This is a genomic window from Streptomyces sp. CA-142005 (assembly GCF_050942335.1).
Taxonomy (GTDB): domain Bacteria; phylum Actinomycetota; class Actinomycetes; order Streptomycetales; family Streptomycetaceae; genus Streptomyces.
On the sequence record NZ_CP192078.1, the window covers coordinates 6,106,158 to 6,131,347 of the forward strand.

The 25,190-nt window shown below is 71.2% G+C and carries 27 protein-coding genes; 13 read left to right on the forward strand and 14 right to left on the reverse strand.

The genetic code is table 11. The features are described 5' to 3' along the window. The first annotated feature begins 167 nt into the window (after window positions 1-167). From ACQPXS_RS28620 to ACQPXS_RS28645, 6 genes are all read left to right on the forward strand, one after another. On the forward strand, window positions 168-1,694 hold the full coding sequence (locus ACQPXS_RS28620) for an ABC transporter ATP-binding protein (protein ID WP_433455986.1): 1,527 nt from the start codon (window positions 168-170) through the stop codon (window positions 1,692-1,694). After that, on the forward strand, window positions 1,691-2,818 hold the full coding sequence (locus ACQPXS_RS28625; RefSeq protein WP_433452107.1) for an ABC transporter permease: 1,128 nt from the start codon (window positions 1,691-1,693) through the stop codon (window positions 2,816-2,818). The genes ACQPXS_RS28620 and ACQPXS_RS28625 overlap by 4 nt, the downstream gene beginning before the upstream one ends. After that, window positions 2,818-4,104 carry an ABC transporter permease gene (locus ACQPXS_RS28630; protein ID WP_356301849.1) on the forward strand — a complete coding sequence of 429 codons (1,287 nt, stop codon included), beginning with the start codon at window positions 2,818-2,820 and terminating at the stop codon, window positions 4,102-4,104. The genes ACQPXS_RS28625 and ACQPXS_RS28630 overlap by 1 nt, the downstream gene beginning before the upstream one ends. Next, entirely contained in the window at window positions 4,101-4,505 is a 405-nt protein-coding gene (locus ACQPXS_RS28635; RefSeq protein ID WP_351798773.1) for a cytidine deaminase, read from the forward strand. Before ACQPXS_RS28630 ends, ACQPXS_RS28635 begins: the two co-directional genes overlap by 4 nt. 81 nt (window positions 4,506-4,586) lie before the next feature. Further along, window positions 4,587-5,864: a thymidine phosphorylase gene (locus tag ACQPXS_RS28640; RefSeq protein ID WP_433455988.1), complete on the forward strand. Its 1,278-nt coding sequence runs from the start codon at window positions 4,587-4,589 to the stop codon at window positions 5,862-5,864. 74 nt (window positions 5,865-5,938) lie between these two features. Beyond that, on the forward strand, window positions 5,939-6,514 hold the full coding sequence (locus ACQPXS_RS28645; RefSeq protein WP_433452108.1) for a Uma2 family endonuclease: 576 nt from the start codon (window positions 5,939-5,941) through the stop codon (window positions 6,512-6,514). 7 nt (window positions 6,515-6,521) lie between these two features. Here the strand turns inward: ACQPXS_RS28645 and ACQPXS_RS28650 are convergent, their stop codons facing one another. Continuing rightward, window positions 6,522-7,442 carry an AEC family transporter gene (locus tag ACQPXS_RS28650; RefSeq protein ID WP_433452109.1) on the reverse strand — a complete coding sequence of 307 codons (921 nt, stop codon included), beginning with the start codon at window positions 7,440-7,442 and terminating at the stop codon, window positions 6,522-6,524. A 67-nt stretch (window positions 7,443-7,509) separates the two neighbouring features. On the opposite strand from ACQPXS_RS28650, the gene ACQPXS_RS28655 reads away from it, so the two are divergent. Next, window positions 7,510-7,896, forward strand: a complete 387-nt coding sequence (locus ACQPXS_RS28655) for an STAS domain-containing protein (protein WP_433452110.1) — start codon at window positions 7,510-7,512, stop codon at window positions 7,894-7,896. On the opposite strand, the gene ACQPXS_RS28660 is transcribed toward ACQPXS_RS28655, so the two are convergent. Continuing rightward, the gene (locus ACQPXS_RS28660) at window positions 7,780-8,793 is read right to left on the reverse strand and encodes a sigma-70 family RNA polymerase sigma factor (RefSeq protein ID WP_433452111.1); all 1,014 of its coding nucleotides are present in this window, start codon (window positions 8,791-8,793) and stop codon (window positions 7,780-7,782) included. The two genes, ACQPXS_RS28655 and ACQPXS_RS28660, sit on opposite strands and share 117 nt — an antisense overlap. Window positions 8,794-8,955: 162 nt before the next feature. Next, entirely contained in the window at window positions 8,956-10,239 is a 1,284-nt protein-coding gene (locus ACQPXS_RS28665) for an MFS transporter (protein ID WP_433452112.1), read from the reverse strand. Window positions 10,240-10,302: 63 nt separating this feature from the next. Here ACQPXS_RS28665 and ACQPXS_RS28670 point away from each other — a divergent pair, with 63 nt between their 5' ends. Beyond that, the gene (locus ACQPXS_RS28670) at window positions 10,303-11,265 is read left to right on the forward strand and encodes a LysR family transcriptional regulator (RefSeq protein WP_433452114.1); all 963 of its coding nucleotides are present in this window, start codon (window positions 10,303-10,305) and stop codon (window positions 11,263-11,265) included. A 26-nt stretch (window positions 11,266-11,291) separates the two neighbouring features. Here the strand turns inward: ACQPXS_RS28670 and ACQPXS_RS28675 are convergent, their stop codons facing one another. Beyond that, complete coding sequence (locus ACQPXS_RS28675; RefSeq protein WP_365321782.1) at window positions 11,292-12,053, reverse strand: alpha/beta hydrolase; 762 nt, start codon at window positions 12,051-12,053, stop codon at window positions 11,292-11,294. Window positions 12,054-12,176: 123 nt separating this feature from the next. Between ACQPXS_RS28675 and ACQPXS_RS28680 the strand changes: the two genes are divergently transcribed. Continuing rightward, complete coding sequence (locus ACQPXS_RS28680) at window positions 12,177-13,340, forward strand: adenosine deaminase (protein WP_433452117.1); 1,164 nt, start codon at window positions 12,177-12,179, stop codon at window positions 13,338-13,340. A 150-nt stretch (window positions 13,341-13,490) separates the two neighbouring features. Then, window positions 13,491-13,859 (forward strand): ATP-binding protein, encoded by a 369-nt coding sequence (locus tag ACQPXS_RS28685; RefSeq protein ID WP_433452119.1) that lies wholly within the window; start codon window positions 13,491-13,493, stop codon window positions 13,857-13,859. A gap of 84 nt (window positions 13,860-13,943) precedes the next feature. Here the strand turns inward: ACQPXS_RS28685 and ACQPXS_RS28690 are convergent, their stop codons facing one another. The 5 genes from ACQPXS_RS28690 to afsQ1 all read right to left on the reverse strand — a co-directional run bounded on the left by ACQPXS_RS28690 (window position 13,944) and on the right by afsQ1 (window position 17,836). Continuing rightward, complete coding sequence (locus tag ACQPXS_RS28690) at window positions 13,944-14,144, reverse strand: PspC domain-containing protein (RefSeq protein ID WP_351798800.1); 201 nt, start codon at window positions 14,142-14,144, stop codon at window positions 13,944-13,946. Between the two features lie 112 nt (window positions 14,145-14,256). Beyond that, window positions 14,257-14,823, reverse strand: coding sequence for a VanZ family protein (locus ACQPXS_RS28695; protein ID WP_433452120.1), 567 nt, complete (start codon window positions 14,821-14,823; stop codon window positions 14,257-14,259). Window positions 14,824-14,940: 117 nt separating this feature from the next. After that, window positions 14,941-15,558 carry a hypothetical protein gene (locus ACQPXS_RS28700; protein ID WP_365321791.1) on the reverse strand — a complete coding sequence of 206 codons (618 nt, stop codon included), beginning with the start codon at window positions 15,556-15,558 and terminating at the stop codon, window positions 14,941-14,943. Beyond that, the gene (locus ACQPXS_RS28705; protein ID WP_433452121.1) at window positions 15,558-17,162 is read right to left on the reverse strand and encodes an ATP-binding protein; all 1,605 of its coding nucleotides are present in this window, start codon (window positions 17,160-17,162) and stop codon (window positions 15,558-15,560) included. The genes ACQPXS_RS28700 and ACQPXS_RS28705 overlap by 1 nt, the downstream gene beginning before the upstream one ends. Beyond that, window positions 17,159-17,836 (reverse strand): two-component system response regulator AfsQ1, encoded by a 678-nt coding sequence (gene afsQ1 / locus ACQPXS_RS28710; RefSeq protein WP_031024517.1) that lies wholly within the window; start codon window positions 17,834-17,836, stop codon window positions 17,159-17,161. Before afsQ1 ends, ACQPXS_RS28705 begins: the two co-directional genes overlap by 4 nt. 240 nt (window positions 17,837-18,076) lie before the next feature. Here afsQ1 and ACQPXS_RS28715 point away from each other — a divergent pair, with 240 nt between their 5' ends. Then, window positions 18,077-18,817, forward strand: coding sequence for a SigE family RNA polymerase sigma factor (locus tag ACQPXS_RS28715; RefSeq protein ID WP_351798810.1), 741 nt, complete (start codon window positions 18,077-18,079; stop codon window positions 18,815-18,817). A 159-nt stretch (window positions 18,818-18,976) separates the two neighbouring features. Here the strand turns inward: ACQPXS_RS28715 and ACQPXS_RS28720 are convergent, their stop codons facing one another. After that, window positions 18,977-19,612, reverse strand: coding sequence for a uridine kinase family protein (locus ACQPXS_RS28720; protein ID WP_433452123.1), 636 nt, complete (start codon window positions 19,610-19,612; stop codon window positions 18,977-18,979). Window positions 19,613-19,739: 127 nt separating this feature from the next. On the opposite strand from ACQPXS_RS28720, the gene ACQPXS_RS28725 reads away from it, so the two are divergent. Beyond that, window positions 19,740-20,144 carry a hypothetical protein gene (locus ACQPXS_RS28725; RefSeq protein WP_433452124.1) on the forward strand — a complete coding sequence of 135 codons (405 nt, stop codon included), beginning with the start codon at window positions 19,740-19,742 and terminating at the stop codon, window positions 20,142-20,144. An 87-nt stretch (window positions 20,145-20,231) separates the two neighbouring features. On the opposite strand, the gene ACQPXS_RS28730 is transcribed toward ACQPXS_RS28725, so the two are convergent. The 3 genes from ACQPXS_RS28730 to deoC are packed head-to-tail and all read right to left on the reverse strand — an operon-like array spanning window position 20,232 to window position 23,535. Next, window positions 20,232-21,116, reverse strand: a complete 885-nt coding sequence (locus ACQPXS_RS28730; protein ID WP_433452125.1) for an aldehyde dehydrogenase family protein — start codon at window positions 21,114-21,116, stop codon at window positions 20,232-20,234. Further along, entirely contained in the window at window positions 21,109-22,539 is a 1,431-nt protein-coding gene (locus ACQPXS_RS28735; RefSeq protein ID WP_356301802.1) for an aldehyde dehydrogenase family protein, read from the reverse strand. The genes ACQPXS_RS28730 and ACQPXS_RS28735 overlap by 8 nt, the downstream gene beginning before the upstream one ends. 6 nt (window positions 22,540-22,545) lie before the next feature. Continuing rightward, on the reverse strand, window positions 22,546-23,535 hold the full coding sequence (gene deoC, locus ACQPXS_RS28740) for a deoxyribose-phosphate aldolase (protein WP_433452127.1): 990 nt from the start codon (window positions 23,533-23,535) through the stop codon (window positions 22,546-22,548). A gap of 135 nt (window positions 23,536-23,670) precedes the next feature. On the opposite strand from deoC, the gene ACQPXS_RS28745 reads away from it, so the two are divergent. Continuing rightward, window positions 23,671-24,369, forward strand: coding sequence for a PH domain-containing protein (locus ACQPXS_RS28745; protein ID WP_433452129.1), 699 nt, complete (start codon window positions 23,671-23,673; stop codon window positions 24,367-24,369). 60 nt (window positions 24,370-24,429) lie between these two features. On the opposite strand, the gene ACQPXS_RS28750 is transcribed toward ACQPXS_RS28745, so the two are convergent. Next, a complete protein-coding gene (locus tag ACQPXS_RS28750; RefSeq protein ID WP_351798828.1) occupies window positions 24,430-24,918 on the reverse strand; it encodes a hypothetical protein in 489 nt (162 codons plus the stop codon). Between the last annotated feature and the right edge of the window lie 272 nt (window positions 24,919-25,190).

Here is a 25,190-nt window from a genome sequence, read left to right on the forward strand (position 1 = left end):
GGGGTGCCTTCCGTGGCCCCCGCCGAGCCATAACAATGTGTCAACTCTACGCGTGTAGCGCGGAGTTGCCGCGCTAGCGTCGCCGACGCCCGCCACCTCCCCCATGCAGCCCCTTTCCTCGAGGAGAGTGCGCCATCAACGCGTCCAGCCCTCCCGCTGCCGTCGAACTGCGCGGCATCACCAAGCGCTTCCCCGGCGTCGTCGCCAACCGCGACATCGACATCACGGTCCGCACGGGCACCGTCCACGCCCTCTGCGGTGAGAACGGCGCCGGCAAGTCCACCCTGATGAAGATCCTCTACGGCATGCAGCAGCCGGACGAGGGCACCATCACCGTGAACGGCGAGACGGTCACCTTCAACAACCCCGCCGACGCCATCGCCCGCGGCATCGGCATGGTGCACCAGCACTTCATGCTGGCCGACAACCTCACCGTGCTGGAGAACGTCGTCCTCGGCGCGGAGAAGCTGTACGGCATCGGCAACAAGGCCCGCACCAAGATCAAGGAGATCTCGGACGCGTACGGCCTGAACGTTCGCCCGGACGTGCTGGTGGAGGAGCTGGGCGTCGCCGACCGCCAGCGCGTGGAGATCCTCAAGGTCCTCTACCGCGGCGCCAAGACCCTCATCCTCGACGAGCCGACGGCCGTGCTCGTGCCGCAGGAGGTCGAGGCGCTCTTCGACAACCTGCGCGAGCTGAAGTCCGAGGGCCTCACCGTCATCTTCATCTCCCACAAGCTGGGCGAGGTGCTGTCGGTCGCCGACGAGATCACCGTCATCCGGCGCGGTACGACGGTCGGCACGGTCTCGCCCGAGGGCACCACCCCCAAGCAGCTCGCCGAGCTGATGGTCGGCGCCGAGCTGCCCACCCCGGAGACCGCGGAGTCCACCGTCACGGACGTCCCGATGCTCAAGGTGGAGGGGCTGCACCTGGCGCAGACCGACCTCGAGGGCATCGAGCGGATCATCCTCGACCAGATCTCCTTCACCATCCACAAGGGCGAGGTCCTCGGCATCGCCGGTGTGGAGGGCAACGGCCAGTCCGAGCTGGTCGAGGCGATCATGGGCATGCGCCACCCGGACGCCGGCGTCGTCACCCTCGACAGCACCGACATCTCCCACACCCCGACCCGCGACCGCCGCGAGGCCGGCATCGGCTACATCCCCGAGGACCGCCATCGCCACGGCCTGCTGCTGGAAGCGCCGCTGTGGGAGAACCGCATCCTCGGCCACGTCAGCGAGCGGCCCAACTCCCGCGGCCAGCTGCTCGACATCAAGGCCGCCCGCGCCGACACCGAGCGGATCGTCCAGGCCTACGACGTCCGCACCCCCGGCATCGACGTGACCGCGGCCTCGCTGTCCGGCGGAAACCAGCAGAAGCTGATCGTCGGCCGCGAGATGAGCCACGACCCCAAGCTGCTCATCGCCGCCCACCCCACCCGCGGCGTGGACGTCGGCGCGCAGGCCGCGATCTGGGACTACATCCGCGAGGCCCGCCGCGAGGGACTGGCCGTCCTGCTGATCTCCGCGGACCTGGACGAGCTGATCGGGCTCTCCGACACCCTGCGGGTGATGTACCGCGGCCGCCTGGTCGCCGACGCCGACCCCGCCACCATCACCCCCGAAGAGCTGGGCTCCGCCATGACGGGTGCGGCCACCGGCCACCTGGAGCACACAGAGGACGACGAGCGATGAACAAGCTGACCTCACGGATCGACAAGGAGCGGCTGCTCCTCGGGATCGCGGCACCGCTGCTGGCGATTGTCGCCGCGCTCGTCGTCACCACCCTGGTGATCCTCGCGACCGGCAAGAACCCCGGCGACGCGTTCAGCGACATGGTGACCTACGGCTTCGCCAGCGACAGCCAGGTCTACATCCTGAACAAGGCGACGACGTACTACCTCGCGGGCGTCGCGGTGGCCATCGGCTTCCGCATGAACCTGTTCAACATCGGCGTCGACGGCCAGTACCGGCTCGCCGCGTTCTTCGCCGCCGTCCTCGGCGGAGCGCTGACCGTGCCCGGCTGGATCGCCATCCCGCTGATCCTCGTCTGCGCCATGGCGACCGGCGCCCTGTGGGCGGCCATCGCCGGCATCCTCAAGGTGACCCGCGGCGTCAGCGAGGTCATCTCGACGATCATGCTGAACTCGATCGCCACCGCGATCATCGCCTACCTGCTCCAGCCCGGGCGTCTCGCCGAGCTGCAGCAGGGCGGCACCCTCGTCTCCACCAAGCCGCTGCCGTCGTCCTCGTACTTCTTCTCGATCGACACGGGCCCGGCCGGCACGCTGTGGGGCTTCATCTTCGTCGCTGTGCTCGTCGGCATCGCGTACTGGTTCGTGCTCGGCCGCACCCGGTTCGGCTTCGACCTGCGCACGGTCGGCCAGTCCGAGAGCGCCGCCTCCGCGAGCGGTGTGTCGGTGAAGAAGATGGTCGCCACCAGCATGATCATCTCGGGTGCGGTGGCAGGTCTCATCGGCATGCCGACCCTGCTCAACGACAGCCACCAGTTCAGCAACGACTTCCCGGTCGGCATCGGCTTCACCGGCATCGCCATCGCGCTGCTCGGCCGCAACCACCCGATCGGCATCGCGCTCGGCGCCCTGCTCTGGGGCTTCCTGGAGCGCACCACCAACCACCTGGAGTTCCAGGGCTACGACAAGGAGATCCTCGGCGTCATCCAGGGCGTCATCGTCCTGTGCGTCGTGATCGCCTACGAGGTCGTGCGCCGCTACGGCCTCAAGCGCCAGCAGCAGAAGGTCGGCGCCGAACTCGCCGCCCAGCCCGCCGCCCCGACGAAGAAGCAGGAGGTGGCGTGATGACTGCCACGATGACCGACACGCCGCCGCCCGCGGCGCCCAAGGCGGCCGGCGCGCCGCAGCGCTCGGGCCGCTCCTTCGGCCAGATCCTCCTGTTCGTCGCCGGTGCGCTGCTGCTCCTGGCCGCGGTCCGCATGATCACCGGCTCCAACCAGCTCGACTCCGCCGGGCAGGTCAGTGCCGCGCTGGGCCTCGCGGTGCCGATCGGCCTCGCCGGCCTCGCGGGCCTGTGGTCCGAGCGGTCCGGTGTGGTCAACATCGGCCTCGAGGGCATGATGATCCTCGGTACCTTCGGCGCCGGCTGGGTCGGCTGGCAGTCCAGCCCCTGGCTCGGCCTGCTGTGCGGGATCGGCTTCGGTGTCCTCGGCGGCCTGCTGCACGCCGTCGCCACCGTCACCTTCGGTGTCGACCACATCGTCTCCGGTGTGGCGATCAACCTGCTCGCGCTCGGTGCCACCCAGTACCTCGCCAAGCTGTTCTTCGCGGGCGGCAGCGCGGCCGACGCGGGCGGCAACCCCAAGCAGTCCCCGCCGGTGGACTCGCTGCCGCAGGTCACCGTGCCCGGCCTGTCCGACGGCCTCTCCTCGATCGAGAAGCACCACTGGTTCCTGGTGTCCGACCTCGCCGGCATCATCGGCGGTCTGATCACCAACCTGTCCGTGATCACGATCCTGGCCGCGGTGCTGTTCGTCGGCAGCTGGTGGCTGCTGTGGCGCACCCCGTTCGGTCTGCGGCTGCGCTCCTGCGGCGAGAACCCGACCGCGGCCGAGTCCCTCGGCGTCAACGTCTACAAGTACAAGTACGCGGCCGTGGCCGTCTCCGGCGGCCTGGCCGGCCTCGGCGGCGCCTTCCTCGCGCTGGTCACCTCGCACACCTACCTGGAGGGCCAGACCGGTGGCCGCGGCTACATCGGCCTCGCGGCGATGATCTTCGGCAACTGGCGTCCGGGCGGCCTCGCGATGGGCGCTGGCCTGTTCGGCTACTCCGACGCCCTCCAGCTGCGCAACGGCGGCACGACCGTGCACGCGCTGCTGCTCCTGCTGGTCATCCTGCTCGTCGCCCTGGCAGGCTGGAAGCTGTACCGCACGTCGCTGTGGCAGGGCGCGATCAGCCTCGTCGTGGCCGCGCTGGTCCTGCTCTGGTACCTGGTCACCGACGAGGTCCCGAGCGACTTCGTGGGTGCCACGCCGTACGTCGTCACCCTGCTGGTGCTGTCGCTGTCGGCGCAGCGCCTGCGGATGCCGAAGGCGGACGGTATGCGCTACCGGAAGGGTCAGGGCAAGTGACACAGGAAGCCGCCGGGTTCGACTGGGAGGCACTGCGAGTGGTGGCGCGTGAGGCGATGTCCCACGCGTACGCCCCCTACTCCGGCTTCCCGGTCGGCGTGGCGGCCCGGGTCGACGACGGCCGCACGGTCACCGGCTGCAACGTGGAGAACGCCTCCTACGGCATCGGCCTGTGCGCCGAGTGCGGGCTGGTCTCCGACCTGCAGCGCACGGGCGGCGGCCGCCTCACGCACTTCACCTGCGTGGACGGCAAGGGCGGCCTGCTCGTTCCGTGCGGCCGCTGCCGTCAGCTGCTGTACGAGTTCGGCGGCCCGGACCTCCTGCTGGACACCCCCGCGGGCGTCCTCCCGCTCTCCGAGATGCTGCCCCAGGCCTTCGGCCCGGACCATCTCACCAAGTAAGTCCCGTACGGCCCCCCTGTCCCGCTCGCAGGGGGGCCGCACACTTCGCACCTCCCGGAAGGAACAACACCCGCCATGGCCATGGACGCCATCTCCGTGATCCGCACCAAGCGGGACCGCGGCGAGCTGACCGACGAGCAGATCGACTGGGTCATCGACGCGTACACCCGCGGCGAGGTCGCCGACGAGCAGATGTCCGCGCTCGCCATGGCGATCCTGCTCAACGGCATGAACCGGCGCGAGATCGCCCGCTGGACGGCGGCCATGATCGCCTCCGGCGAGCGCATGGAATTCTCGGCCCTGTCCCGCCCGACGGCCGACAAGCACTCGACGGGCGGCGTCGGCGACAAGATCACCCTGCCGCTGGCCCCGCTGGTGGCGGCGTGCGGCGCGGCCGTACCGCAGCTCTCCGGCCGGGGCCTCGGCCACACCGGCGGCACGCTGGACAAGCTGGAGTCGATCCCCGGCTGGCGGGCCCTGCTCTCCAACGAGGAGATGCTGAACGTCCTCGACACCACGGGCGCGGTGATCTGCGCGGCGGGCGACGGCCTGGCCCCGGCCGACAAGAAGCTGTACGCGCTGCGGGACGTGACCGGCACGGTGGAGGCGATCCCGCTCATCGCCTCCTCGATCATGTCGAAGAAGATCGCCGAGGGCACGGGCTCCCTGGTCCTGGACGTGAAGGTGGGCAGCGGCGCCTTCATGAAGACCCTGGACGACGCCCGCGAACTGGCGACCACGATGGTCGGCCTCGGCACCGACCACGGCGTGAAGACGGTGGCGCTCCTGACCGACATGTCGACCCCGCTGGGCCTGACGGCCGGCAACGCGCTGGAGGTCCGCGAGTCGGTGGAGGTCCTGGCGGGCGGCGGCCCCGCGGACGTGGTCGAGCTGACCGTCGCCCTGGCCCGCGAGATGCTCGAAGCGGCCGGCATCAAGGACGCCGACCCGGCGAAGGCCCTGGCCGACGGCTCGGCCATGGACGTCTGGCGCCGCATGATCGCGGCCCAGGGCGGCGACCCGGACGCCGTGCTGCCCACGTCGAAGGAACAGCACGTCATCAAGGCGCCGTCCTCGGGTGTCCTCACCCGCCTGGACGCCTACGACATCGGCATCGCCGCCTGGCGCCTGGGCGCCGGCCGCGCCCGCAAGGAGGACCCGGTGCAGGCGGCGGCGGGCGTCGAGATGCACGCCAAGCCGGGCGACACGGTCACCGAGGGCCAGCCCCTCCTGACCCTCCACACGGACACCCCCGAGCGCTTCGAGTACGCGCTGGAGGCGGTGGAGGGCGCGTACGACATCGCGGCACCGGGCACGGAGTTCCAGGCGACGCCGGTGGTGCTGGAACGTATCGCCTGACCAGGGGATTTCCCTTTCGGGTGAACGGGACCGGTGGACCTCCGCCGGTCCCGTTCGGCATGTTGGATGAGTCCGTGGACGAGTTCGAGGGCGACTATCTGCTGACCGACAACGAGTGGGACGAACTCGTCTGGGTCTGGAAGCGGACCGACGCCCCCAAGGGCTGCAAGGTGGAGATCATCCAGGGACTCGTCACCGTGGCTCCTTACTCAGCCGTGGCCCACCACCGCATGTCGGGGCCCTTGCAGAGGCACCTCTACGAGGTGATCCCCGATTCGTGGGGCGTCTACCATCAGCTGGCCTTGGCGGTCCCTTCGCGGCTCGAGCTGTATGTGCCCGACCTCGCCGTGGTGCCGGAGGAGGCATTGCGAGGCGGGGACGAGTACATCGCTTCCGCTGAGGTGGCTGAACTCGTTATGGAGATCACCTCGGCCACCACCGCGCGGACCGATCGCATCACCAAGGCTGCGGGTTATGCCGAGGCAGGCGTTCCGCTCTACCTTCTCGCAGACCGGCTGGCGCCGTCAGGCCCCACGGTCACCCTGTACGGCGAACCAGAAGACGGCACCTACCGGGTCCTGGCCTCGGCACCGTTCGGCTCGTCCGTCGAGTTGCCCGCACCCTTCCGCCTTACGTTCACCGTCGACTGACCCGGCGTCACCCCAACACCGCCGCCACCCCCACCAGCACCGGCACCGACACGACCGTCGACAGCAGGATGGACTCGCGGGCCAGGGCTTCGGCCACCCGGTAGCGGCTGGCGTAGGTGAAGATGTTCTGCGCGGCCGGGAGGGCCGAGGTCACCACCACGTCCAGCAGCGGGGCGCCGTGGAGACCGAAGACCGCTGTCGCCAGCGCCCACGCCACCAGCGGCTGGCCCAGGGACTTCAACGCCGCCGACAGCAGGACTAGCTGGCGGTTCCGGCCCCGGCCCGGGGCCGAACTGCCGTGCAGCGACATGCCGAAGGCCAGCAGGGCCGCCGGGACGGACATGTTGCCGATCAGGGTGAGGGGGTTCAGCAAGGGGGTCGGGATCGTCCAGCCCGCCGCAGAGACCGCCACCCCCGACAGCGAGCCCACCGCTATCGGATTCCGCAGCGGTGTCAGCAGGCGCCGCCACAGCGTGCCCTTCTCGCCCACGCCGGACAGGTCCAGGATCGTCAGCGCGACCGGCGCCACCAGGACCACCTGGAAGAGCAGCACCGGCGCCACCAGGGAGGCGTCGCCGAGGACGTACGCCGCGATCGGGATACCGAGGTTGCCCGAGTTGACGTAACCGGAGCACAGGGCGCCGATGGTCGTACGGCCGACGCCCCAGCGGCGTACCGTGCCGATCACGGCGAAGGTCCCGGCGACCGCCGCCGTGCTCAGCGCCGTCACCAGCAGGCGAGCCGAGAACAGCACCGGCAGGTCGGCGCGCGCGAGGGTCGTGAACAGGAGCGCGGGGCCCGCCACCGTGAAGGCGAGCCGGGTCAGCACCTCGCCGCCCTGCGCCCCGAGCGTCCCGCGCCGCCCGAGCGCATAGCCCACCCCGATGACGACCGCGATCACCGCGAACCCGCTCAGCACCCCCGTCACACGGCCAACCCTCCGAGGTGGAGAGGGAACCGGTCAATGTGATCTGCGTCGACAGTGATCCTTACCGATGAGTTCCGCCCCGACCGCCGGTCTACCGCACGTGGATGCCAAGGAACCCGCCGTGCTCGTGCTGCCCGGCCCCGTCACCCGGGACGAGGTGGCGGCGCTGTGTGCCCGGGTGCAGAAGCTGCTGGCGGGCGGGGGGCCCCGCGTGGTCGTGTGCGACGTGGCCGGGCTAGGGCCCCCGGGCCTGGCCGCCGTGGACCTGCTGGCGCGGCTGGCGCTGGCCGCCCGCCGGGCCGGCGGGCGGATCCGGCTGCGGGACCCCGATCCCGCGCTACACGCCCTTCTCGACCTCGTCGGGCTCCGCTTCCAGGTGGAGGGGGAGGCCGAAGAGCGGGAACCAGCGCTTGGTGTCGAGGAAGCAGTGGAAACCGGTGATCCGGCCGTCTGACAGCTCCAGCACCTGCACGGCCCAGGGAGCGAAGCCGCCCTTCTCCTCGTCCGGCTTGTAGTGCGCGAATCCCGGAAGGCCGTTGACCTGCACCGGCAGCAGCCGGGAGCCGGCGCAGGAGGCGCCGAGGGTCGTCATGAAACCGGTGATGTCGGCCGGGCCGCGCAGCCACAGGTCGAACGGCGGCATCGTCATGACGGCGTCCTCGTGCAGCAGCGCCGTCAGCGCCGTCATGTCGTAGCCCTCGAAGGCTTTGACATAGCGCTCCAGGAGTTTCTGCTGCTCCTCGTCGAGAGGATCGGACACCGCGCCCTCGGGGCTCGCGTCCGCGCGCTCCGCGAGCGTGGCCCGCGCCCGCTGCAGCGCGCTGTTGACCGAGGCGACCGAGGTGTCCAGCAGCTCGGCGACCTCGCTCGCCTTCCAGGCCAGCACCTCGCGCAGGATCAGCACCGCCCGCTGCTTGGGCGGCAGTTGCTGGAGGGCCGCCATGAAGGCCAGCCGGACCGACTCCTTCGCCACGGCGGCCTCCGCCGGATCGTCGACCGTCGGCAGCACGCGCGCGTCCGGCATCGGCTCCAGCCAGGTGTGATCCGGGCGGGGGGAGAGCGCGGCCTGCGCGAGCGGGGTCGATTCCGTCAGGTCCATCGGTCTCGCCCGCTTGTTGCCCGCCGTCAGCATGTCCAGGCACACGTTCGTCGCGATCCGGTACAGCCACGAGCGCAGGCTGGAGCGGCCCTCGAACTTGTCGTAGCTCCGCCAGGCCCGCACCAGGGTGTCCTGCACCGCGTCCTCCGCCTCGAAGGAGGAGCCGAGCATGCGGTAGCAGTACCCGGTCAGCTCGGTCCGGTGCTTCTCCAGTGCGACGTCCAGGTCCGCCGTCGCCGTGCTGTCGCCCATCGTCCACCCACCCCTGTGGCGTTCCCCGCGGCGCGTCCTTGCGCCCCAGCACTTGGAAGCTACCGCAGGGCACTGACAATGGCCCCCGGAGTCGGGAAACGCGCAGGTGAGGGAGGGCGCGCCGGAGAACCGGCCGCCCGCCCGGCCCCTTTCCGGGGCGCCTCAGTGCGCGTGGGCCACGACGGTTCGCCGGGCCGCCACGGAACCGAGCACCGTGATGGTGACGACTCCGACGACCGCGAGCAGGCCGACCTCCACCGTGCCGCTCCACCCCGCCGCGTGGAACGCCGTCGCGCCGACCGTGCTTCCGACGCTGGAGCCGATGTAGTACATGGACTGGTACAGCGCCGACGCCTGGGCGCGGCCCTGGGTGGCCGTCTTGCTGACCGCCGAGGAGGCGACCGCGTGGCCGGCGAAGAAGCCCGCCGTGATCAGCACCAGGCCCAGCAGGACCAGCGGCAGCACGGGTGCCAGCGACAGCAGCAGGCCCGCGGCGGTCGTACCGCCCGCCAGGTACAGCGCGCCCCGGCGGCCGAGCCGGCCCACCAGCTGGCCCGCCGTGGACGCCGACACCGTACCCACCAGGTAGACCAGGAAGATCGAGCCGATGATGCCCTGCGGCAGCCCGAACGGCGCGCCCGTCAGCCGGTAGCCGATCACCGTGTACACACCGCCGAACACCGTCATGAACAGCGCGCCGATCGCGTACAGCCGTCGCAGCAGCGGGTTCGCGAGGTGGTCGCGGACCGTGCCGAGCAGAATCCGGGGCCGCAGCGAGCCGGCCGTGAAGTGCCTCGGCGCCGGCAGCAGCAGCCGGAAGGCGACCGCGCACCCGACGGCGATCACACCGATCACACCGACGGCGGCCCGCCAGCCCCACTCCTGGGCCACCCAGCCGGTGATCACCCGGCCGCTCATGCCGCCCACGCTGTTGCCCGCCACGAACAGGCCGATCGCCGTGACCAGCGCCTTCGGCCGGACCTCCTCGGCCAGATAGGCCTGCGCCGAGGCCGGCAGACCGGCCAGCGCCGCACCCTGAACCGCCCGCAGCACCACCAGCACGCCGAGCGACGGCGCGAACGGCACCAGCAGCCCCACGGTCACCGCCACGGCCAGCGAGCCCGTCATCACCGTACGGCGGCCGAAACGCTCGGACAGGGCGCTCATCGGCAGGACGAACAGGGCCAGTCCGCCGGTCGCGGCCGCCACCGTCCAGCTCGCCTCGCTCGCCGCGACCCCGTACTCGCCGGAGATCAGCGGCAGCAGGGCCTGCGTGGAGTACAGAAGAGCGAAGGTCGCGACTCCGGCGAGGAAGAGGGCGAGGCTCATCCGGCGGTAGCCGGGCCCGCCCGGAGTCATACGGGAGTCGGCGGCGGGGGTGTCGGAGACGGGGACGGTCGCTGCGGCGCCCACGGTGGTGGACGCCCCGGTACTGGCGGGAGACATGCTTCGACCGTAGGTACGGCACGTCTCATCCGTCCAATGCATGGAATCGCCATAATCGTTCCCATGCCGCATCAGCAGAGCTCACAGCCCCGCCTGTCACCGAACAGTGACACAGAAGACATGTCCGCGATGTCGCGGGTGCTGGCTCCCCGCCTCGCGTACTTCGCCGGCGTGGCCCGCACCGAGCACGTCACCCGCGCCGCCCAGGAGATGAACGTCCCCCAGTCCACCCTCTCCCGCGCGATGGTCCGCCTGGAACAGGACCTGGGCGTCGACCTGTTCGCCCGGCACGGCCGCACGGTCTCCCTGACCCCCGCCGGCCGCACCTTCCTCACCTCCGTCGAACGCGCCCTCGCCGAGATCGAGCGGGCCGCCGAGGAGGTGCGCGCCGACGCCGACCCGGCCACCGGCAAGGTCGCCTTCGGCTTCCTGCACACCATGGGCGCCGAGACCGTCCCCGGCCTTCTGCACGCCTTCCGCGAGGACCACCCGCGCGTCCGCTTCAGCCTGGTCCAGAACTACGGCGAGGCCATGCTGGAGGGCCTGCGCGCCGGCGAGCTGGACCTCTGCCTCACCTCACCGGTCCCCGACGCGCCCGACCTGGTCGCCCGTCGCCTGGACGAGCAGAAACTCCGCCTGGTCGTCCCCGCCGACCACCGCCTGGCCGCCCGCCGCCGCATCCGCTTCGCCGAGGCCGCCGACGAGTCCTGGGTCACCCTGGAACCCGGCTACGGCCTGCGCCGCATCTTCGACTCCCTGTGCCGGGAGGCCGGCTTCCGCCCGAGGGTCGCCTTCGAGGGCGAGGAGGCGGAGACCCTGAGGGGTTTGGTGGCCGCCGGCCTGGGGGTCGCCCTCCTGCCACCGCCGACCGTCCCCAGGCCGGGGGTCGTGGAGCTGACGGTCACGGCCCCGAGGGCGGTGCGAGAGATCGGTGTCGCCTGGCTGGCGGACCGCCCCGACACCCCACCGGTGGCCGCCTTCAAGAAGTTCCTGCTCTCCAGAAGGGGCAACCTGCTGCCGACCTGAGCGGCGCCGGCCCGAAGGGGCGGGCTCTACCGCTTCAACGACTTGCCGAACCCCGCGGCCAGCGGCATCCGAAGCCCGATCGGCGGCGGAGCGGCAAGCGCATCCTCGACAGGGCGGGAGACGGAGTGCCCGAACAGCGCCCCCATCATGAAGTCGACGGCCAGCCAGGCCACTTCGTCCCGGTGCCCGTGCAGCCCGTGCCCGTCGGAGTGCACTTCGAACCGGCACACCTCCCGGTTCACCTTCTTCGCCCGCGCGGCGAACCGGAACGACAGCTCGGGATCGGTCCGCTCGTCGTTCGTGCCGTGCACGATCAGCACCCGCCGCCCCACGAGCTGCTTCACCGGCTCGGCAGGCACGGCGACGTCGTCCTCCGGCAGCCAAGGGGCCAGTGCCACCACGGAGTTGACGGCCTCATGGCCACCGGCCCGCAGCGCCGCCCGGCCGCCCATGTCCATTCCGACCAGGCACACGGGAACGTCCCCGTACCGTCGTACGACCTCGTCGGCGGCCCACTGCGCGTCCGCCGCCAGATGCGCCTCGCTGCCGTTCCAGCCCCGGTACCGGTAGTGGACGGTATGGACGGCCAGGCCCTCCTCCCGCCCCGCGCGAGCGAACCGTCGGCCCAGCGAGCGCAGCGCGGTCGCCGCCCGGACGAGGGATGGCCCGCGATCGGAGACCTCCTCCCCGCCGGGGAGCAGCACCACCGCTGCGCACACCGCCGCCGGCTCCGGGCCGACTGCCTTTCCGAGCCTGGCCGTTCGGGCCGGCGTCGCTTGCTGTCCCATGGCAGAACAGTGTCAGAAGGAGCGGTGTACGAAACCAGTACGTGGGGTCACCTTTGCGTATCGGCGGAAAAGCGATGTCGCCGATTCCCGGTCCTCTACGCGCGTAGGCGTTACAGTGCGGAAATGACGAGCCAGACCGCACCGACCGGGACGCTTCCGACGCCGGACCAGATCCGCCGGGCGCCCAAGGTTCTGCTGCACGACCATCTCGACGGCGGGCTCCGCCCCGGAACCGTCGTCGGACTCGCCCAGGAGACCGGCTACTCGGACCTTCCCGAGACCGATCCCGACAAGCTGGGCATCTGGTTCCGCGAGGCCGCCGACTCCGGCTCGCTGGAACGGTATCTGGAGACCTTCAGGCACACCGTCGGCGTGATGCAGACGCGCGAGGCGCTCGTCCGCGTCGCCCGCGAGTGTGCCGAGGACCTCGCGGAGGACGGGGTGGTCTACGCCGAGGTGCGCTACGCCCCCGAGCAGCACCTGGAGCGCGGGCTCACCCTGGAGGAGGTGGTCGAGGCCGTCAACGAGGGGTTCCGGCAGGGCGAGCGGCTCGCCCGCGAGAACGGCCACCGGATCCGGGTCGGCGCCCTGCTGACCGCCATGCGGCATGCCGCCCGCTCCCTGGAGATCGCCGAACTCGCCAACCGCTACCGGGACTCCGGGGTCGTCGGCTTCGACATCGCGGGCGCCGAGGCCGGCTACCCGCCCACCCGGCACCTGGACGCCTTCGAGTACCTCAAGCGCGAGAACAACCACTTCACCATCCACGCCGGCGAGGCCTTCGGGCTGCCGTCCATCTGGCAGGCGCTGCAGTGGTGCGGCGCCGACCGGCTCGGGCACGGGGTGCGGATCATCGACGACATCGAGATCCACGAGGACGGCTCCGTCAGCCTCGGCCGCCTGGCGTCGTACGTCCGTGACAAGCGGATCCCGCTGGAGCTGTGCCCCAGCTCCAACCTGCAGACCGGGGCGGCACCCTCCTATGCCGAGCACCCGATCGGGCTGTTGCGCCAGCTGCACTTCCGGGCCACCGTGAACACCGACAACCGGCTGATGTCGCACACCAGCATGAGCCAGGAATTCGAGCATCTCGTCGACGCGTTCGGCTATACGCTCGACGACCTGCAGTGGTTCTCCGTCAATGCGATGAAATCAGCGTTCATTCCTTTCGATGAACGACTCGCCATGATCAATGACGTAGTCAAGCCCGGATATGCAGAGCTGAAATCCGAATGGCTGTTCCGGCAGACCGCCTCTACCAGCGGTTCCGGCGATTCGGAGGGCTAGTCGCACCCCGGACTCCGATACGGAATGCGGACGCGCTTTCACAAGCCGTCCGCATTTCGGTGTTTGCGGCGGGCGGCCCGGCGTGTTTACGGTCGTGGACCGCTCGGATCGTTCGTGATCTCCGTCTCCGCATTCAAGGACGCATTCACCATGAAGCAGTCTGCTGCCAAGACCCTCGGTGTCGCCGCCCTCGGTGCCGCCTTCGCCGCCGTCGGCGCGGGCGCGGCCAACGCGGCCCCGGCCGTCCCCGACGCCGCCCCGGCCACGCAGGCCCTGGGCTCCGTCGCCAAGACGCTGCCGGCCGAGAACGTCTCCAAGGCGCTGCCGGGCGCCACCGAGGCGCTCACCCAGGGGCAGGGTGCCGTGGGTGCCCGGATGGCCGCCGCGCAGCCGGCCGTCCAGAACCTGCTCGCCAAGGGCCCGACCGCGCCGGTCGCCGGGCTGCTCGGCGGGCTGCCGCTGCACAACACCGGCCTGCCCACGCACGGTGTGCCGGTGAACGGGATCCCGCTCGGCTGACCCCGACGCCGACGGTCGTACGACGCCGCTGGGGCGCCCCCGGAACTGTCCGAGGGCGCCCCAGTGGCGTTCACGCGTCCGCTCTCACCAGGCGGTGCGCGTCTTGTCCTCGGCGGGCAGCAGGATCCACAGCGCTATGTAGAGCAGGAACTGCGGGCCCGGCAGCAGACAGGAGAGCAGGAAGATCACCCGCATCGTCGTCGCGGAGGTGCCGAAGCGCCGTGCCAGCGCGGCGCACACTCCGCCGATCACGCGGCCGTGGGTGGGGCGGGCAAGGGCGGTCATGGCGACTCCTCCGTGGTCGTCGGCTCGCTCGCCGAGCCGGGGTCGGGGCCGCCCCGGTGGCGTCCCTCAACTGTCTTCCACGGTAGGCAGACGAAGCGGGCGAAGCGTCGCTCTACGGGGCGATCCCGACCCTGGGAATCGTCGGGGTGCGACCCTGAGGCAGCTCCTCCTGCACGGCGGCGGGCTGCTCCACCCCGGCGTCCGGCCGCGCGTCCCGGCGCCGCAGCCAGGCGCGGCCCGCCGGCACGACGGCCAGGTGGGCCAGGGCCACGCCCGCGGTGTTCAGCAGCAGCGAGTCGACGTCCACGACCCTGCCCGGCACGCCGGTCTGCAGCAGGGCTATGCCCGTGGAGACGAGGGCGCCCGCGGCGGTGGTACGGATCAGGGAGGAGAGCGGGGAGCCGCCGAGCCTGCCGTGTGCCATCGGCAGCAGCACACCCAGCGGGGCGAGCAGGGCCAGGCCCTCGCCGATGCGTCTGGTGGCCACCGGCCAGCCCAGGGCCAGGTCGCCCCGTATGCCGACGAGGGGGTGCAGGTTGGGGGGTGCCACCCAGGGGACGTTCAGGGGCCGCAGCATCAGCCAGGCGACGAGGGCGAGGTGGGCGACGAGGAGGACACCCCCTGTCACCCGGACATGTATCGCGGCGCTGCCGCCGCCGATGGAGCCTTGACGCTGCACGCCCCCCTAGACGCCGAGCCGGTGCCGATCGGTTCCGCGCCGCAACGCTCCGGTTGCCCTGTGCTGTGGAAAGGGGTTTCACCGCGGGGCTTCCGGTTCGCTTGCCCGCGGCTGCGCCTACGGCCCCACGACCTCGCTCGACGGCGGCTCCACGTTGCCCGGGCGGTCGCGGACGTCGTCGGTGCACTCGTAGCGGCGCAGCGGCCCGGTGTCCGGGCCGCCGAGGATGACCGAGCCGTCGCCCTCCGTCGCCGCCGAGTCGGAGAGGGTGCACACCAGCTGGGCCAGGGCGTAGGAGGGCAGACGGGACGGCGCGGTGCTCAGGTGGAGCGCGTCCTCGGGGTCCTTCGGGCCGGGCCCGCGCACGGAGAGGCCGCCCGGCACGTACGTCGTATAGCCCGCGGAGCGCTCCGCGGCGGACGGGGACGCGGCCAGCTGGTCCAGCAGCCCCTGTGCCACGATCACCCGGCGCCGCGCGTCCGGGGTGCCCTCGGGGACGCGTACCGTCCGGTCCACGGTGACCAGGGACGCCCCGCAGAGCAGGAAGACCTGCACGGGGACGCCCTGCGAGGACTGCTTGGCCAGGTCGGGGCCGGCCAGTGAGCACGGCACCCGGGACGGCGCCGCCCCGAAGTCGGTCGGCACCTGGGTGGCCCGGATGCCGCAGCCGGAGAGCAGCAGGCCGAGGAGGGGCAGCGCCAGCAGACCTCGCACGGTCAGGCGTCGTACGGTCATCACCCCTCCTTTCCTGAACTTCCCGAGCTTCCGGAGTCCCCGGAAGCGTCCTTGCCGGTCTGGTCGCCCTCGCCGGTCTCCTCCGTGAGCCGGGAGGCGTCCCGCGGCAGCCGCAGTGTGAACACCGCACCGCCTTCGGGTGAGTTGGCGGCGGTGATCTCGCCGCCGTGGATGTGGGCGTTCTCCATGGCGATGGACAGGCCCAGCCCGCTGCCCTCGGAGCGCGGCCGGGAGGCGCTCGCCTTGAAGAAGCGGTCGAAGACGTGCGGGAGCACGTCCTCGGGGATGCCCGGACCGTGGTCGCGCACCGCGATGACCAGGTCGTCGCCGTCTATGCGCACCGACACACGTACCGGCGACCCGCCGTGCTTGAGGGCGTTGCCGATCAGGTTGGCGAGGATGACGTCCAGCCGGCGCGGGTCGAGGCGGGCGTGGATGCCGCGCTCGGCGTCCAGGTCGACGGCGTCCAGCCAGGCCCGGGCGTCGATGCAGGCCGTGATCTGGTCGGCGAGGTCGACGTCGTCCAGGACCAGCCGGGCGGTGCCCGCGTCGAAGCGGGTGACCTCCATCAGGTTCTCGACCAGGTCGTTCAGGCGCCGGGTCTCGCTCACCACCAGCCGGACCGCGGGCTCGATCATCGGGTCGATGCCGCCCGCCTCGGAGTCCAGCTCCTCCTCCAGCACCTCCGTCACGGCGGTGATGGCGGTCAGCGGCGTCCGCAGCTCGTGGCTCATGTCGGCGACGAAGCGACGCGAGGCCTCGTCCCGCGCGGCCATCTCCGCGACCCGCTTCTCCAGCGCCTCGGCGGCGTTGTTGAAGGTCCGGGACAGATCGGCGAGTTCGTCGGTCCCCGACACCCGCAGCCGCGTGTCCAGCCTGCCCTCGCCGAGCCGCCGGGCGGCGACGCCCAGCCGGTGCACCGGCTTCAGCACGGTCGTGGCCGCGGCCTGCGCGAGCAGCGCGGCCCCGATCAGCGCGAGCCCGGTGGCGATGCCCAGCGACCAGGCCAGCGAGTTGAGGTCCTTCGCCTCCGGCTCCAGCGACTTGGCCATGTAGCCCGTGGGCCCGCCGCCGATCACCCGCGAACCGGCCACCAGATACGGCGTGCCGTGGTCCACGACCCGCTGCCAGTACAGGTGGTACGGCTCCTTGTTGTCGTCGGTCACCTTCTGCCGCTTGTTCACGGCCGCGCGCAGCGACTTGGGCACGTCCTCCAGCGAGAAGCCGTTGATACCGCCCGAGTTGCCGTACACCGTCTTGCCGTCGGCGTCCTGGGCGACCAGCAGCACGCTGAAGTGCTGACTGCTCGCGGCCATCTGGCCCGCCGCGCGCTGCAGTTCGTCCTGCGTGGGATGCGCCGGCAGCGCGCCCGCCCGGTTCTGCATCTCCTGCCGGAAGTCGCGCAGCACCGCGTCCTGGGCCCGGGTGAGCACCGCTTCCCGGTTCAGCCAGTAGGCGATGCCGGACGCGGAGACGGCGGCCGTGAGCGCCACCAGCGCGAAGACGACGACCAGGCGCAGCCTGAGACTGGTGAACCTGAGCCGCGACAGACTTCCCGTGCGCCGCGCGGACCAGCCGCGCAGCCCCCCTTGCGTGTCGGTCACTGAGGCGCGTCCAAGCGGTAGCCGACCCCACGGACGGTACGGATCAGCGTCGGGGACGACGGCACGTCCTCGACCTTGGCGCGCAGCCGCTGCACACAGGCGTCCACGAGCCGCGAGTCACCGAGGTAGTCGTGCTCCCACACCAGCCGCAGCAGCTGCTGCCGGGACAGCGCCTGACCGGGCCGCCGGCTCAGCTCCAGCAGCAGCCTCAGCTCGGTCGGGGTCAGCTGCAGGTCCTCGCCGTTCTTCGTCACGGTCATCGCCGACCGGTCGATGACGAGGCTGCCGAAGGTCGCCGAGTCGCTGGACTCGCGCTCCCCGCGCCGCAGCACCGCGCGGATCCGGGCGTCCAGCACCCGGCCCTGCACCGGTTTGACGACATAGTCGTCGGCGCCGGACTCCAGTCCGACCACCACGTCGATGTCGTCACTGCGCGCGGTCAGCAGGATGATCGGCAGCTGGTCGGTGCGCCGGATGCGACGGCACACCTCGAAGCCGTCGATGCCGGGCAGCATCACGTCCAGCACGATCAGGTCCGGCCGCTGCTCGCGCAGCAGTTTCAGACCGTCCTCACCGCTGGCAGCGGTCGCCACCCGGTGTCCCTGGCGCGTCAGGGAGAGCTCCAGGGCCGTGCGGATGGCGTCGTCGTCCTCGATCAGCAACAGGGAAGGCACGCGCTCATTCTGGCCCATGGACGGGCTGTCGTACGACCCGCCGACACCAGGCCTTCCCTACCGCCACGACCTGTGCACTTGCTGTGACGACGCCGGGCCGGGCCCCTGTGACAGGTCTGTGACAGTCGGCGGACACGGCCATGAAGTGGCCCCGGCAGTCTTTTGGACACGGGCAGGGCGGGACAGACCAGTCGGCCCGGCGAGACCGAACCACCGGAAGTCCACCACGGGGAGCGCGAGATGAACACGCTGCACAGCATCAGCACCAGCGCCGTAGTCACGCGTCTGCACGACGTGCACCGGGGGTCCGAGAAGTCCGGTGCCGTGAGCGGGCGGGGGTGCGCTCGCGGCACCGGGCGCCAGCACACCGCCTACATGACGGTGGTCGACGCGCACACAGGGGACGCGCACGGGGGATCCGCGTACGGGGAGGACTCGGGGGAGCAGCGCCGTTCCCTGACGGAGGCGGAGTTCACCGCCTACGTCCAGGAGCGCCGCGCCTCCCTGTACGCCACCGCCTACCACCTGACCGGCGACCGCTTCGAGGCCGAGGACCTGCTGCAGAGCGCGCTGTTCTCGACGTACAGGGCCTGGGACCGGATCAGCGACAAGGCCGCGGTCGGCGGATACCTCCGCCGCACCATGACCAACCTGCACATCAGCGCCTGGCGGCGCCGCAAGCTCAACGAGTACCCGACCGAGGAACTGCCGGAGACGCCCTCCGACACGGACGCGATGCGCGGCACCGAGCTGCGCGCGGTCCTGTGGCAGGCGCTGGCCCGGCTGCCCGAGCTCCAGCGCACCATGCTGGTCCTGCGCTACTACGAGGGCCGTACGGACCCGGAGATCGCGGAGATCCTCGACATCAGTGTCGGCACGGTGAAGTCCAGCATCTGGCGCTCGCTGCGCCGGCTGCGCGAGGACGAGGTCCTCAGCTTCGGCCGTGACGAGGAGAACGCCTTCGGCGAACTGGTCGCCTGAGGTCAGGGGTCACCGGGGGGTGACCCGCGGGGGAATCACGGGGGAGGAACCACGGGGGAACGGGGGAGCAAGAGAAGCGGGACTGGAGGGTCGGGGGGCCCGTCCAGTCCCGTTTCCGTTGCCCGTACGGCGCTCGGGTCACCGTCTTCCGTACGGCTCCTACGCCACCGTCCGCTGACGCGCCTGCCGCCCCGCCGCCGCTGCCGCGAGCCGTCCCAGCGCCTCGTCCCGATCACACGGATGCGCGCCCAGGGCCACCTGGCGGGTGACGATCGACCGCTCGGCGCGCATCAGCCGCCAGCCGCGGCGCAGCAGGAACGGCACCGACTTGCGGCCCTCCTTCAGATCCCGCAGGAACCGCCGGCGGAAGGTGACGACCGGTCCGCGGCTCAGGCACAGCGCGTCCGCGAGCAGGCCCAACTCCCGGCAGCGCTCGACGATCTCCGCGGCGAAGATGCCCTCCGCGATGAACAGCGGGGTACGGCCGATGTGCAGCGTCTCCTCGCCGGTACGGGCGCTCCGCGCGATGTCGTACACCGGCACCGGCGTCGAACCGGTGGCACACAGCCGGGTGATGGCCTGGACGGCGACATCCGCGTCCCAGGACTCGGGGTGATCCCAGTCGATGTCCGAACTCCCCTCCACCAAGGGCAGAGTCGGGTCGTCACCCTCCTTGTAGAAGTCGTCCAGACGCAGGACGGGGAGCCCGGAACGGGCGGCGACGAGTGACTTGCCCGAGCCCGAGGGGCCGCACAGCAGCACGACACGGGCGGGTGACGGGGGATGAATGCTCACGGAACACCAGTTTGACGTATGACGGCGCGCCTGCCGACCCCGTGGGTCGGCTTTTGAGCGTGACTCCCGCCTCAACTACCCTACGTGTCGACACCATCACCCTGCGCACCAGAAGGCGGCACCAGCGATGGCCCGACACATCTCCCCCCAGCACCCCGTCGCACAGCGCGCCCTGATCGCCCTGGCGACCGCGGGAGCGGCCCTGGGCGCGGGCGCGGCGACGGCCCAGGCGGACGCCGCCGCCCCGGTCATGGAGGTGCCGTGGCGGCCGACCTCGCTCGGTCACATCGACCCGCAGGCCGGCCTCGCCGCCGTCACCGGCACGGTCGGCTACGTCACGGGCCCGGTGGCCGGCCTCAAGCCCAACCCGCTTGCGGGCACGGGCGTGGACCCCCTGAACAACGGGGTGGGGGCCCAACTGGCCGACTTCAAGCCGGCGACGTCACAGATGCTGACGGCACCGGTGGCCGAGGCGCAGTCGCTCGGGTCGGTGCCGGTGGTGGGCCAGGCGCTTGGGGCACTAGGGCACTGAGGCGCCCCGTCAGGGTGCGGGGAACTGCGCGACCGGCCATGGACCACCCGCAGCCGGCAGACCACCGCGGTTCCCCGCCGGATCCCGTCAGTAAGAAGAGCCCGACGCGCCCAGCGACCCCGTCGGATGCCACACCGTCTTCGTCTCCAGGAACGCCGTCATCCGCTCGATCCCGGGCGTCTCGAAGTAATCCACAGCCTGTGGACGAAGAACCCGCTTCAGGTTGTCGGCGGCGGCGACCTCCAGCTCCTTCGCCAGTGCCTCGTCCGCGCCCGCGAGATCGATCGCGTTGACGTCCTGGTGCGCGGCCAGCGGCGTCGCGATCTCCGCCGTACGGCCGGAGAGGATGTTCACCACACCGCCCGGCACGTCGGAGGTGGCCAGCACCTCGGCCAGGGACAGGGCGGGCAGCGGGGCCTTCTCGGAGGCGATCACGACCGCCGTGTTACCGGTAGCGATCACCGGCGCGAGCACCGACACCAGGCCCAGGAACGACGACTCCTGCGGGGCCAGTACGGCCACCACGCCCGTCGGCTCCGGCGAGGACAGGTTGAAGAACGGCCCGGCGACGGGGTTCGCACCGCCGATAACCTGGGCGATCTTGTCGGTCCAGCCGGCGTACCAGACCCAGCGGTCGACGGCCGCGTCCACGACGCCCGCCGCCTTCGCCTTGGACAGGCCCTCCGCGTCGGCCACCTCGCGCACGAACTGCTCTCGGCGGCCCTCCAGCATCTCCGCTACGCGGTACAGCACCTGGCCGCGGTTGTACGCCGTCGCGCCGGACCAGCCGCCGAACGCCTTGCGGGCCGCGACGACCGCGTCACGGGCGTCCTTGCGGCTGGACTGCGGAGCGTTGGCCAGCCAGTTGCCCTTCGAGTCCGTCACCTCGTACACCCGGCCGCTCTCGGAACGCGGGAACTTCCCGCCGACGTACAGCTTGTAGGTCTTGAAGACGCTCAAACGGTCAGACATCGAGGTATGCCTCCAGGCCGTGGCGGCCGCCCTCGCGGCCGAAGCCCGACTCCTTGTAGCCGCCGAACGGCGAGGTCGGGTCGAACTTGTTGAACGTGTTGGACCAGATCACGCCCGCGCGCAGCTTGTTCGCGACCGCCAGGATGCGCGAGCCCTTCTCGGTCCAGATGCCCGCCGACAGGCCGTACTGCGTGTTGTTGGCCTTGGCGACCGCCTCGTCCGGGGTGCGGAAGGTGAGGACCGACAGCACCGGGCCGAAGATCTCGTCGCGGGCGATGGTGTGCGCCTGGGTGACGTTCGTGAAGAGCGTCGGGGCGAACCAGTAGCCGGAGGAGGGGAGTTCACAGGCGGGGGACCAGCGCTCGGCGCCCTCCGCCTCACCCCGCTCGGCCAGCGCGGTGATCCGGGCCAGCTGCTCGGCGGAGTTGATCGCACCGATGTCGGTGTTCTTGTCCAGCGGGTCGCCGAGGCGGAGCGTGGACAGGCGGCGCTTGAGGGAGTCCAGCAGCTCGTCCTGGATCGACTCCTGGACCAGCAGACGCGAGCCCGCGCAGCAGACCTGGCCCTGGTTGAAGAAGATGCCGGTGACGATGCCCTCGACGGCCTGGTCGATCGGGGCGTCGTCGAAGACGATGTTGGCGCCCTTGCCGCCCAGTTCGAGGGTGAGCTTCTTGCGCGTGCCGGCGACGGTCCGCGCGATCTCCTTGCCCACGGCCGTCGAGCCCGTGAAGGCGACCTTGTTCACGTCCGGGTGCGCGACGAGCGCGGCGCCCGTGTCGCCGTAGCCCGGGAGGATGTTGACGACACCCTTGGGCAGGCCGGCCTGGCGGCAGATGTCCGCGAAGAACAGCGCGCTCAGCGGCGTGGTCTCGGCCGGCTTCAGGACGACCGTGTTGCCGGTCGCGAGGGCCGGGGCGATCTTCCAGGCCAGCATCAGCAGCGGGAAGTTCCAGGGGATGACCTGGCCGGCGACGCCGAGCGCCTGCGGGTTCGGGCCGAAACCGGCGTGATCGAGCTTGTCGGCCCAGCCGGCGTAGTAGAAGAAGTGGGCTGCCACCAGGGGCAGGTCGGCGTCCCGCGTCTCCTTGATCGGCTTGCCGTTGTCCAGCGTCTCCAGGACGGCCAGCTCGCGGCTGCGCTCCTGGATGATCCGGGCGATGCGGAACAGGTACTTCGCGCGCTCGGAGCCGGGCAGCGCCGACCACTTCTCGAAGGCCTTGCGGGCGGCCTTGACGGCCCGGTCCACGTCCTCGGCGCCGGCCTGGGCGACCTCCGACAGCACCTCCTCGGTGCTCGGGCTGATCGTCTTGAAGACCTTGCCGTCGGCCGCGTCCACGAACTCGCCGTCGATGAACAGGCCGTAGGACGGGGCGATGTCGACGACGGAGCGGGACTCGGGCGCGGGTGCGTACTCAAAAACCATGATCGATCAGTCCACCGTCACGTAGTCGGGGCCGGAGTAGCGGCCGGTGGCCAGCTTCTGGCGCTGCATCAGCAGGTCGTTCAGCAGCGAGGAGGCGCCGAAGCGGAACCAGTGGTTGTCCAGCCAGTCCTCGCCCGCGGTCTCGTTGACCAGGACCAGGAACTTGATCGCGTCCTTGCTGGTGCGGATGCCGCCGGCCGGCTTCACGCCGACCTGGACGCCGGTCTGGGCGCGGAAGTCCCGTACGGCCTCCAGCATGAGGAGGGTGTTGGCGGGGGTCGCGTTCACCGCCACCTTGCCGGTCGAGGTCTTGATGAAGTCGGCGCCCGCCAGCATGCCGAGCCAGGAGGCGCGGCGGATGTTGTCGTACGTCGACAGCTCGCCGGTCTCGAAGATGACCTTCAGCCGGGCGCTGTCGCCGCAGGCCTGCTTCACGGCGACGATCTCGTCGTACACCTTCAGGTACTTGCCGGCGAGGAACGCGCCCCGGTCGATGACCATGTCGATCTCGTCGGCGCCCGCGGCGACGGCGTCACGGACGTCGGCCAGCTTCACGTCGAGGGCGGCACGGCCGGCCGGGAACGCGGTGGCGACCGAGGCGACCTTCACGCCGGAGCCGGCGACGGCCTCCTTGGCCACGGCCACCATGTCGGGGTAGACGCAGACCGCGGCGGTCGTCGGGGTCGTGCGGTCCGTGGGGTCGGGGTGGACCGCCTTGGCGCCGAGCGCCCGGACCTTGCCCGGGGTGTCCGCGCCTTCCAGCGTCGTCAGGTCGACCATCGAGATGGCGAGGTCGATGGCGTACGCCTTCGCGGTGGTCTTGATGGAACGGGTGCCGAGAGACGCGGCGCGCGCCTCCAGGCCGACCGCGTCGACGCCGGGCAGCCCGTGCAGGAAGCGGCGCAGCGTGCTGTCGGACGCGGTGACGTCGGCGATGGGGGTACCGCCCACGCGTTCAGCTGTGGGGGACTGTGCTGTGGGTGCAGTGGTGGGCATGGTCACCAGACGAGCATATCTACGCGCGTAGCAGCTGTACAGTCCCGGCGCTCGTCTTCCGACCGAAGATCACAGCTGAGCGCCGGTTCCGGGGCGCGTGGCGGCAGTGCCGACGGTGTCATGCAGACTTGGCCCATGACCACCCCCGACCACCAGTCACCCGCGTCACAGCCCCCGGTCCCCACCGCCAAGGACCGGATCTACCGCTCCCCGATGGCGCTCGTGGGCGGCGTGCTGCTGCTCGTCGTCGTCGGCTGGCTCGGCTTCGACGCGCTGTTCCAGGGCCATGGCCGCACGCCGTGGCTGGCGCTCGCCGCGATGATCCTGATCGTGCCGCTGGTGATCGCCTTCACGCTCCGCCCGGCGGTCTTCGCGGGCGAGGCCCGGCTGCGGGTGCGCAATCCGTTCCGGGTGATCAGCCTGCCCTGGGGCCAGGTCGCCGCGCTGCGCTCCGGCTTCTCCAACGAGGTCGTCGCGAAGTCCGGCGGCAAGTACCAGCTGTGGGCGATTCCCGTGTCGCTGCGGGCCCGCAAGAAGGCGGAGATGCGCAAGTCCCGGGCGGCGGCGGAAGCGGCGCGCGGCGGGGAGCCGACGCGCCGGAACTTCGGCTTCGGCACGGCGGGTGGCTTCGGAGCCCCCGGCGGCGCCGGCCTGAGGTCCGGGCCGACCCGCGCGGACACCGACCAGGTCATGGACGAGCTGCGGGAACTGCTGGACCGGCACGGCGAGGCGGAGCCGGCGCAGGGAGAGGTCGCCGTGCGCTGGGCGTACGAGGTGATCGCGCCTGCGCTGGCGGGTGCGGTGTTGCTGCTGATCCTGCTGGTCACCGGGTGAGGTTCTCCTGGGCCTCCCGGCGGGGATGAGCGGAAGCCCGGCCGCAGGGGTGGGCGGGCGTCAGCCGGGGGTCACCGAGCCGCAGCGCTGGCCGTGAAACATGCGTGAGCCGCCGCCGCCGTTCGTCCTGGACGGATGGAATCTGCGCCGGAAGTCCACGGGGATGTCCAGCGCGAAGAAGTTCTTTCCGTTCCCCGTCCGCGCGCGCAGGCGGATCCGGTGCTCGGCCACCGGCACCGTCTCGGGTAGCCGCAGCACCCACGCCTGCTTCCAGGGCCCGGCGGGGGGCCTGGGATCCCCGGACAGGGTCGCGCCCATGCGGGCCAGCAGGTCGGGCAGCCGATACCAGCGGTCCAGCATCTTCACCGGACCGAACTTCATGATCACATTGCAGGTGACCTGAGTCAGGTCGACGGCCTCCTTCAAATGGCCGTCCAACTCGCAGCGCACCTGGTGCCCGAGCCACGGCAGCGCGGGGGTCAGCGTGATGGTGAGGAGGTCCAGGACGTAGGTGTCGTCGCTGATGTCCTCCACCGTGTCCACACTCATCTCACTCACTCCGCGGTTTCACGAACACGAATACGGATGCTCCCGGGCCGCGCCCCCGTTCCCGCCCAGGGGAAGGGGTAGCGGCCCTCGGCAGCGTCTGACGCCGCTTCCTCACCCGTTCGGCGGTGTGGAAACGACGGAAGGAAGCCGACCGCCGTGGTGCAGGGACAGGCACCGACGGACGGCGCCGGGCGGACATCACCGGGCGGTTCGGCCGTGGACGAACGGACGGCCGCCCGGACATCCGGCGTACGGCGCCCGGTGTCCGGTCC

Excerpts from the sequence above, each read along its gene's own strand:
- ACQPXS_RS28625 (WP_433452107.1), top strand. The coding sequence starts at position 1,691 with ATGAACAAGCTGACCTCACGGATCGACAAGGAGCGGCTGCTCCTCGGG.
- ACQPXS_RS28630 (WP_356301849.1), top strand. The coding sequence starts at position 2,818 with ATGACTGCCACGATGACCGACACGCCGCCGCCCGCGGCGCCCAAGGCG.
- ACQPXS_RS28640 (WP_433455988.1), top strand. The coding sequence starts at position 4,587 with ATGGACGCCATCTCCGTGATCCGCACCAAGCGGGACCGCGGCGAGCTG.
- ACQPXS_RS28655 (WP_433452110.1), top strand. The coding sequence starts at position 7,510 with ATGAGTTCCGCCCCGACCGCCGGTCTACCGCACGTGGATGCCAAGGAA.
- ACQPXS_RS28660 (WP_433452111.1), bottom strand. The coding sequence starts at position 8,793 with ATGGGCGACAGCACGGCGACGGCGGACCTGGACGTCGCACTGGAGAAG.
- ACQPXS_RS28665 (WP_433452112.1), bottom strand. The coding sequence starts at position 10,239 with ATGTCTCCCGCCAGTACCGGGGCGTCCACCACCGTGGGCGCCGCAGCG.
- ACQPXS_RS28670 (WP_433452114.1), top strand. The coding sequence starts at position 10,303 with ATGCCGCATCAGCAGAGCTCACAGCCCCGCCTGTCACCGAACAGTGAC.
- ACQPXS_RS28675 (WP_365321782.1), bottom strand. The coding sequence starts at position 12,053 with ATGGGACAGCAAGCGACGCCGGCCCGAACGGCCAGGCTCGGAAAGGCA.
- ACQPXS_RS28680 (WP_433452117.1), top strand. The coding sequence starts at position 12,177 with ATGACGAGCCAGACCGCACCGACCGGGACGCTTCCGACGCCGGACCAG.
- ACQPXS_RS28685 (WP_433452119.1), top strand. The coding sequence starts at position 13,491 with ATGAAGCAGTCTGCTGCCAAGACCCTCGGTGTCGCCGCCCTCGGTGCC.
- ACQPXS_RS28690 (WP_351798800.1), bottom strand. The coding sequence starts at position 14,144 with ATGACCGCCCTTGCCCGCCCCACCCACGGCCGCGTGATCGGCGGAGTG.
- ACQPXS_RS28700 (WP_365321791.1), bottom strand. The coding sequence starts at position 15,558 with ATGACCGTACGACGCCTGACCGTGCGAGGTCTGCTGGCGCTGCCCCTC.
- ACQPXS_RS28715 (WP_351798810.1), top strand. The coding sequence starts at position 18,077 with ATGAACACGCTGCACAGCATCAGCACCAGCGCCGTAGTCACGCGTCTG.
- ACQPXS_RS28725 (WP_433452124.1), top strand. The coding sequence starts at position 19,740 with ATGGCCCGACACATCTCCCCCCAGCACCCCGTCGCACAGCGCGCCCTG.
- ACQPXS_RS28730 (WP_433452125.1), bottom strand. The coding sequence starts at position 21,116 with ATGTCTGACCGTTTGAGCGTCTTCAAGACCTACAAGCTGTACGTCGGC.
- ACQPXS_RS28735 (WP_356301802.1), bottom strand. The coding sequence starts at position 22,539 with ATGGTTTTTGAGTACGCACCCGCGCCCGAGTCCCGCTCCGTCGTCGAC.
- deoC (WP_433452127.1), bottom strand. The coding sequence starts at position 23,535 with ATGCCCACCACTGCACCCACAGCACAGTCCCCCACAGCTGAACGCGTG.
- ACQPXS_RS28745 (WP_433452129.1), top strand. The coding sequence starts at position 23,671 with ATGACCACCCCCGACCACCAGTCACCCGCGTCACAGCCCCCGGTCCCC.
- ACQPXS_RS28750 (WP_351798828.1), bottom strand. The coding sequence starts at position 24,918 with ATGAGTGTGGACACGGTGGAGGACATCAGCGACGACACCTACGTCCTG.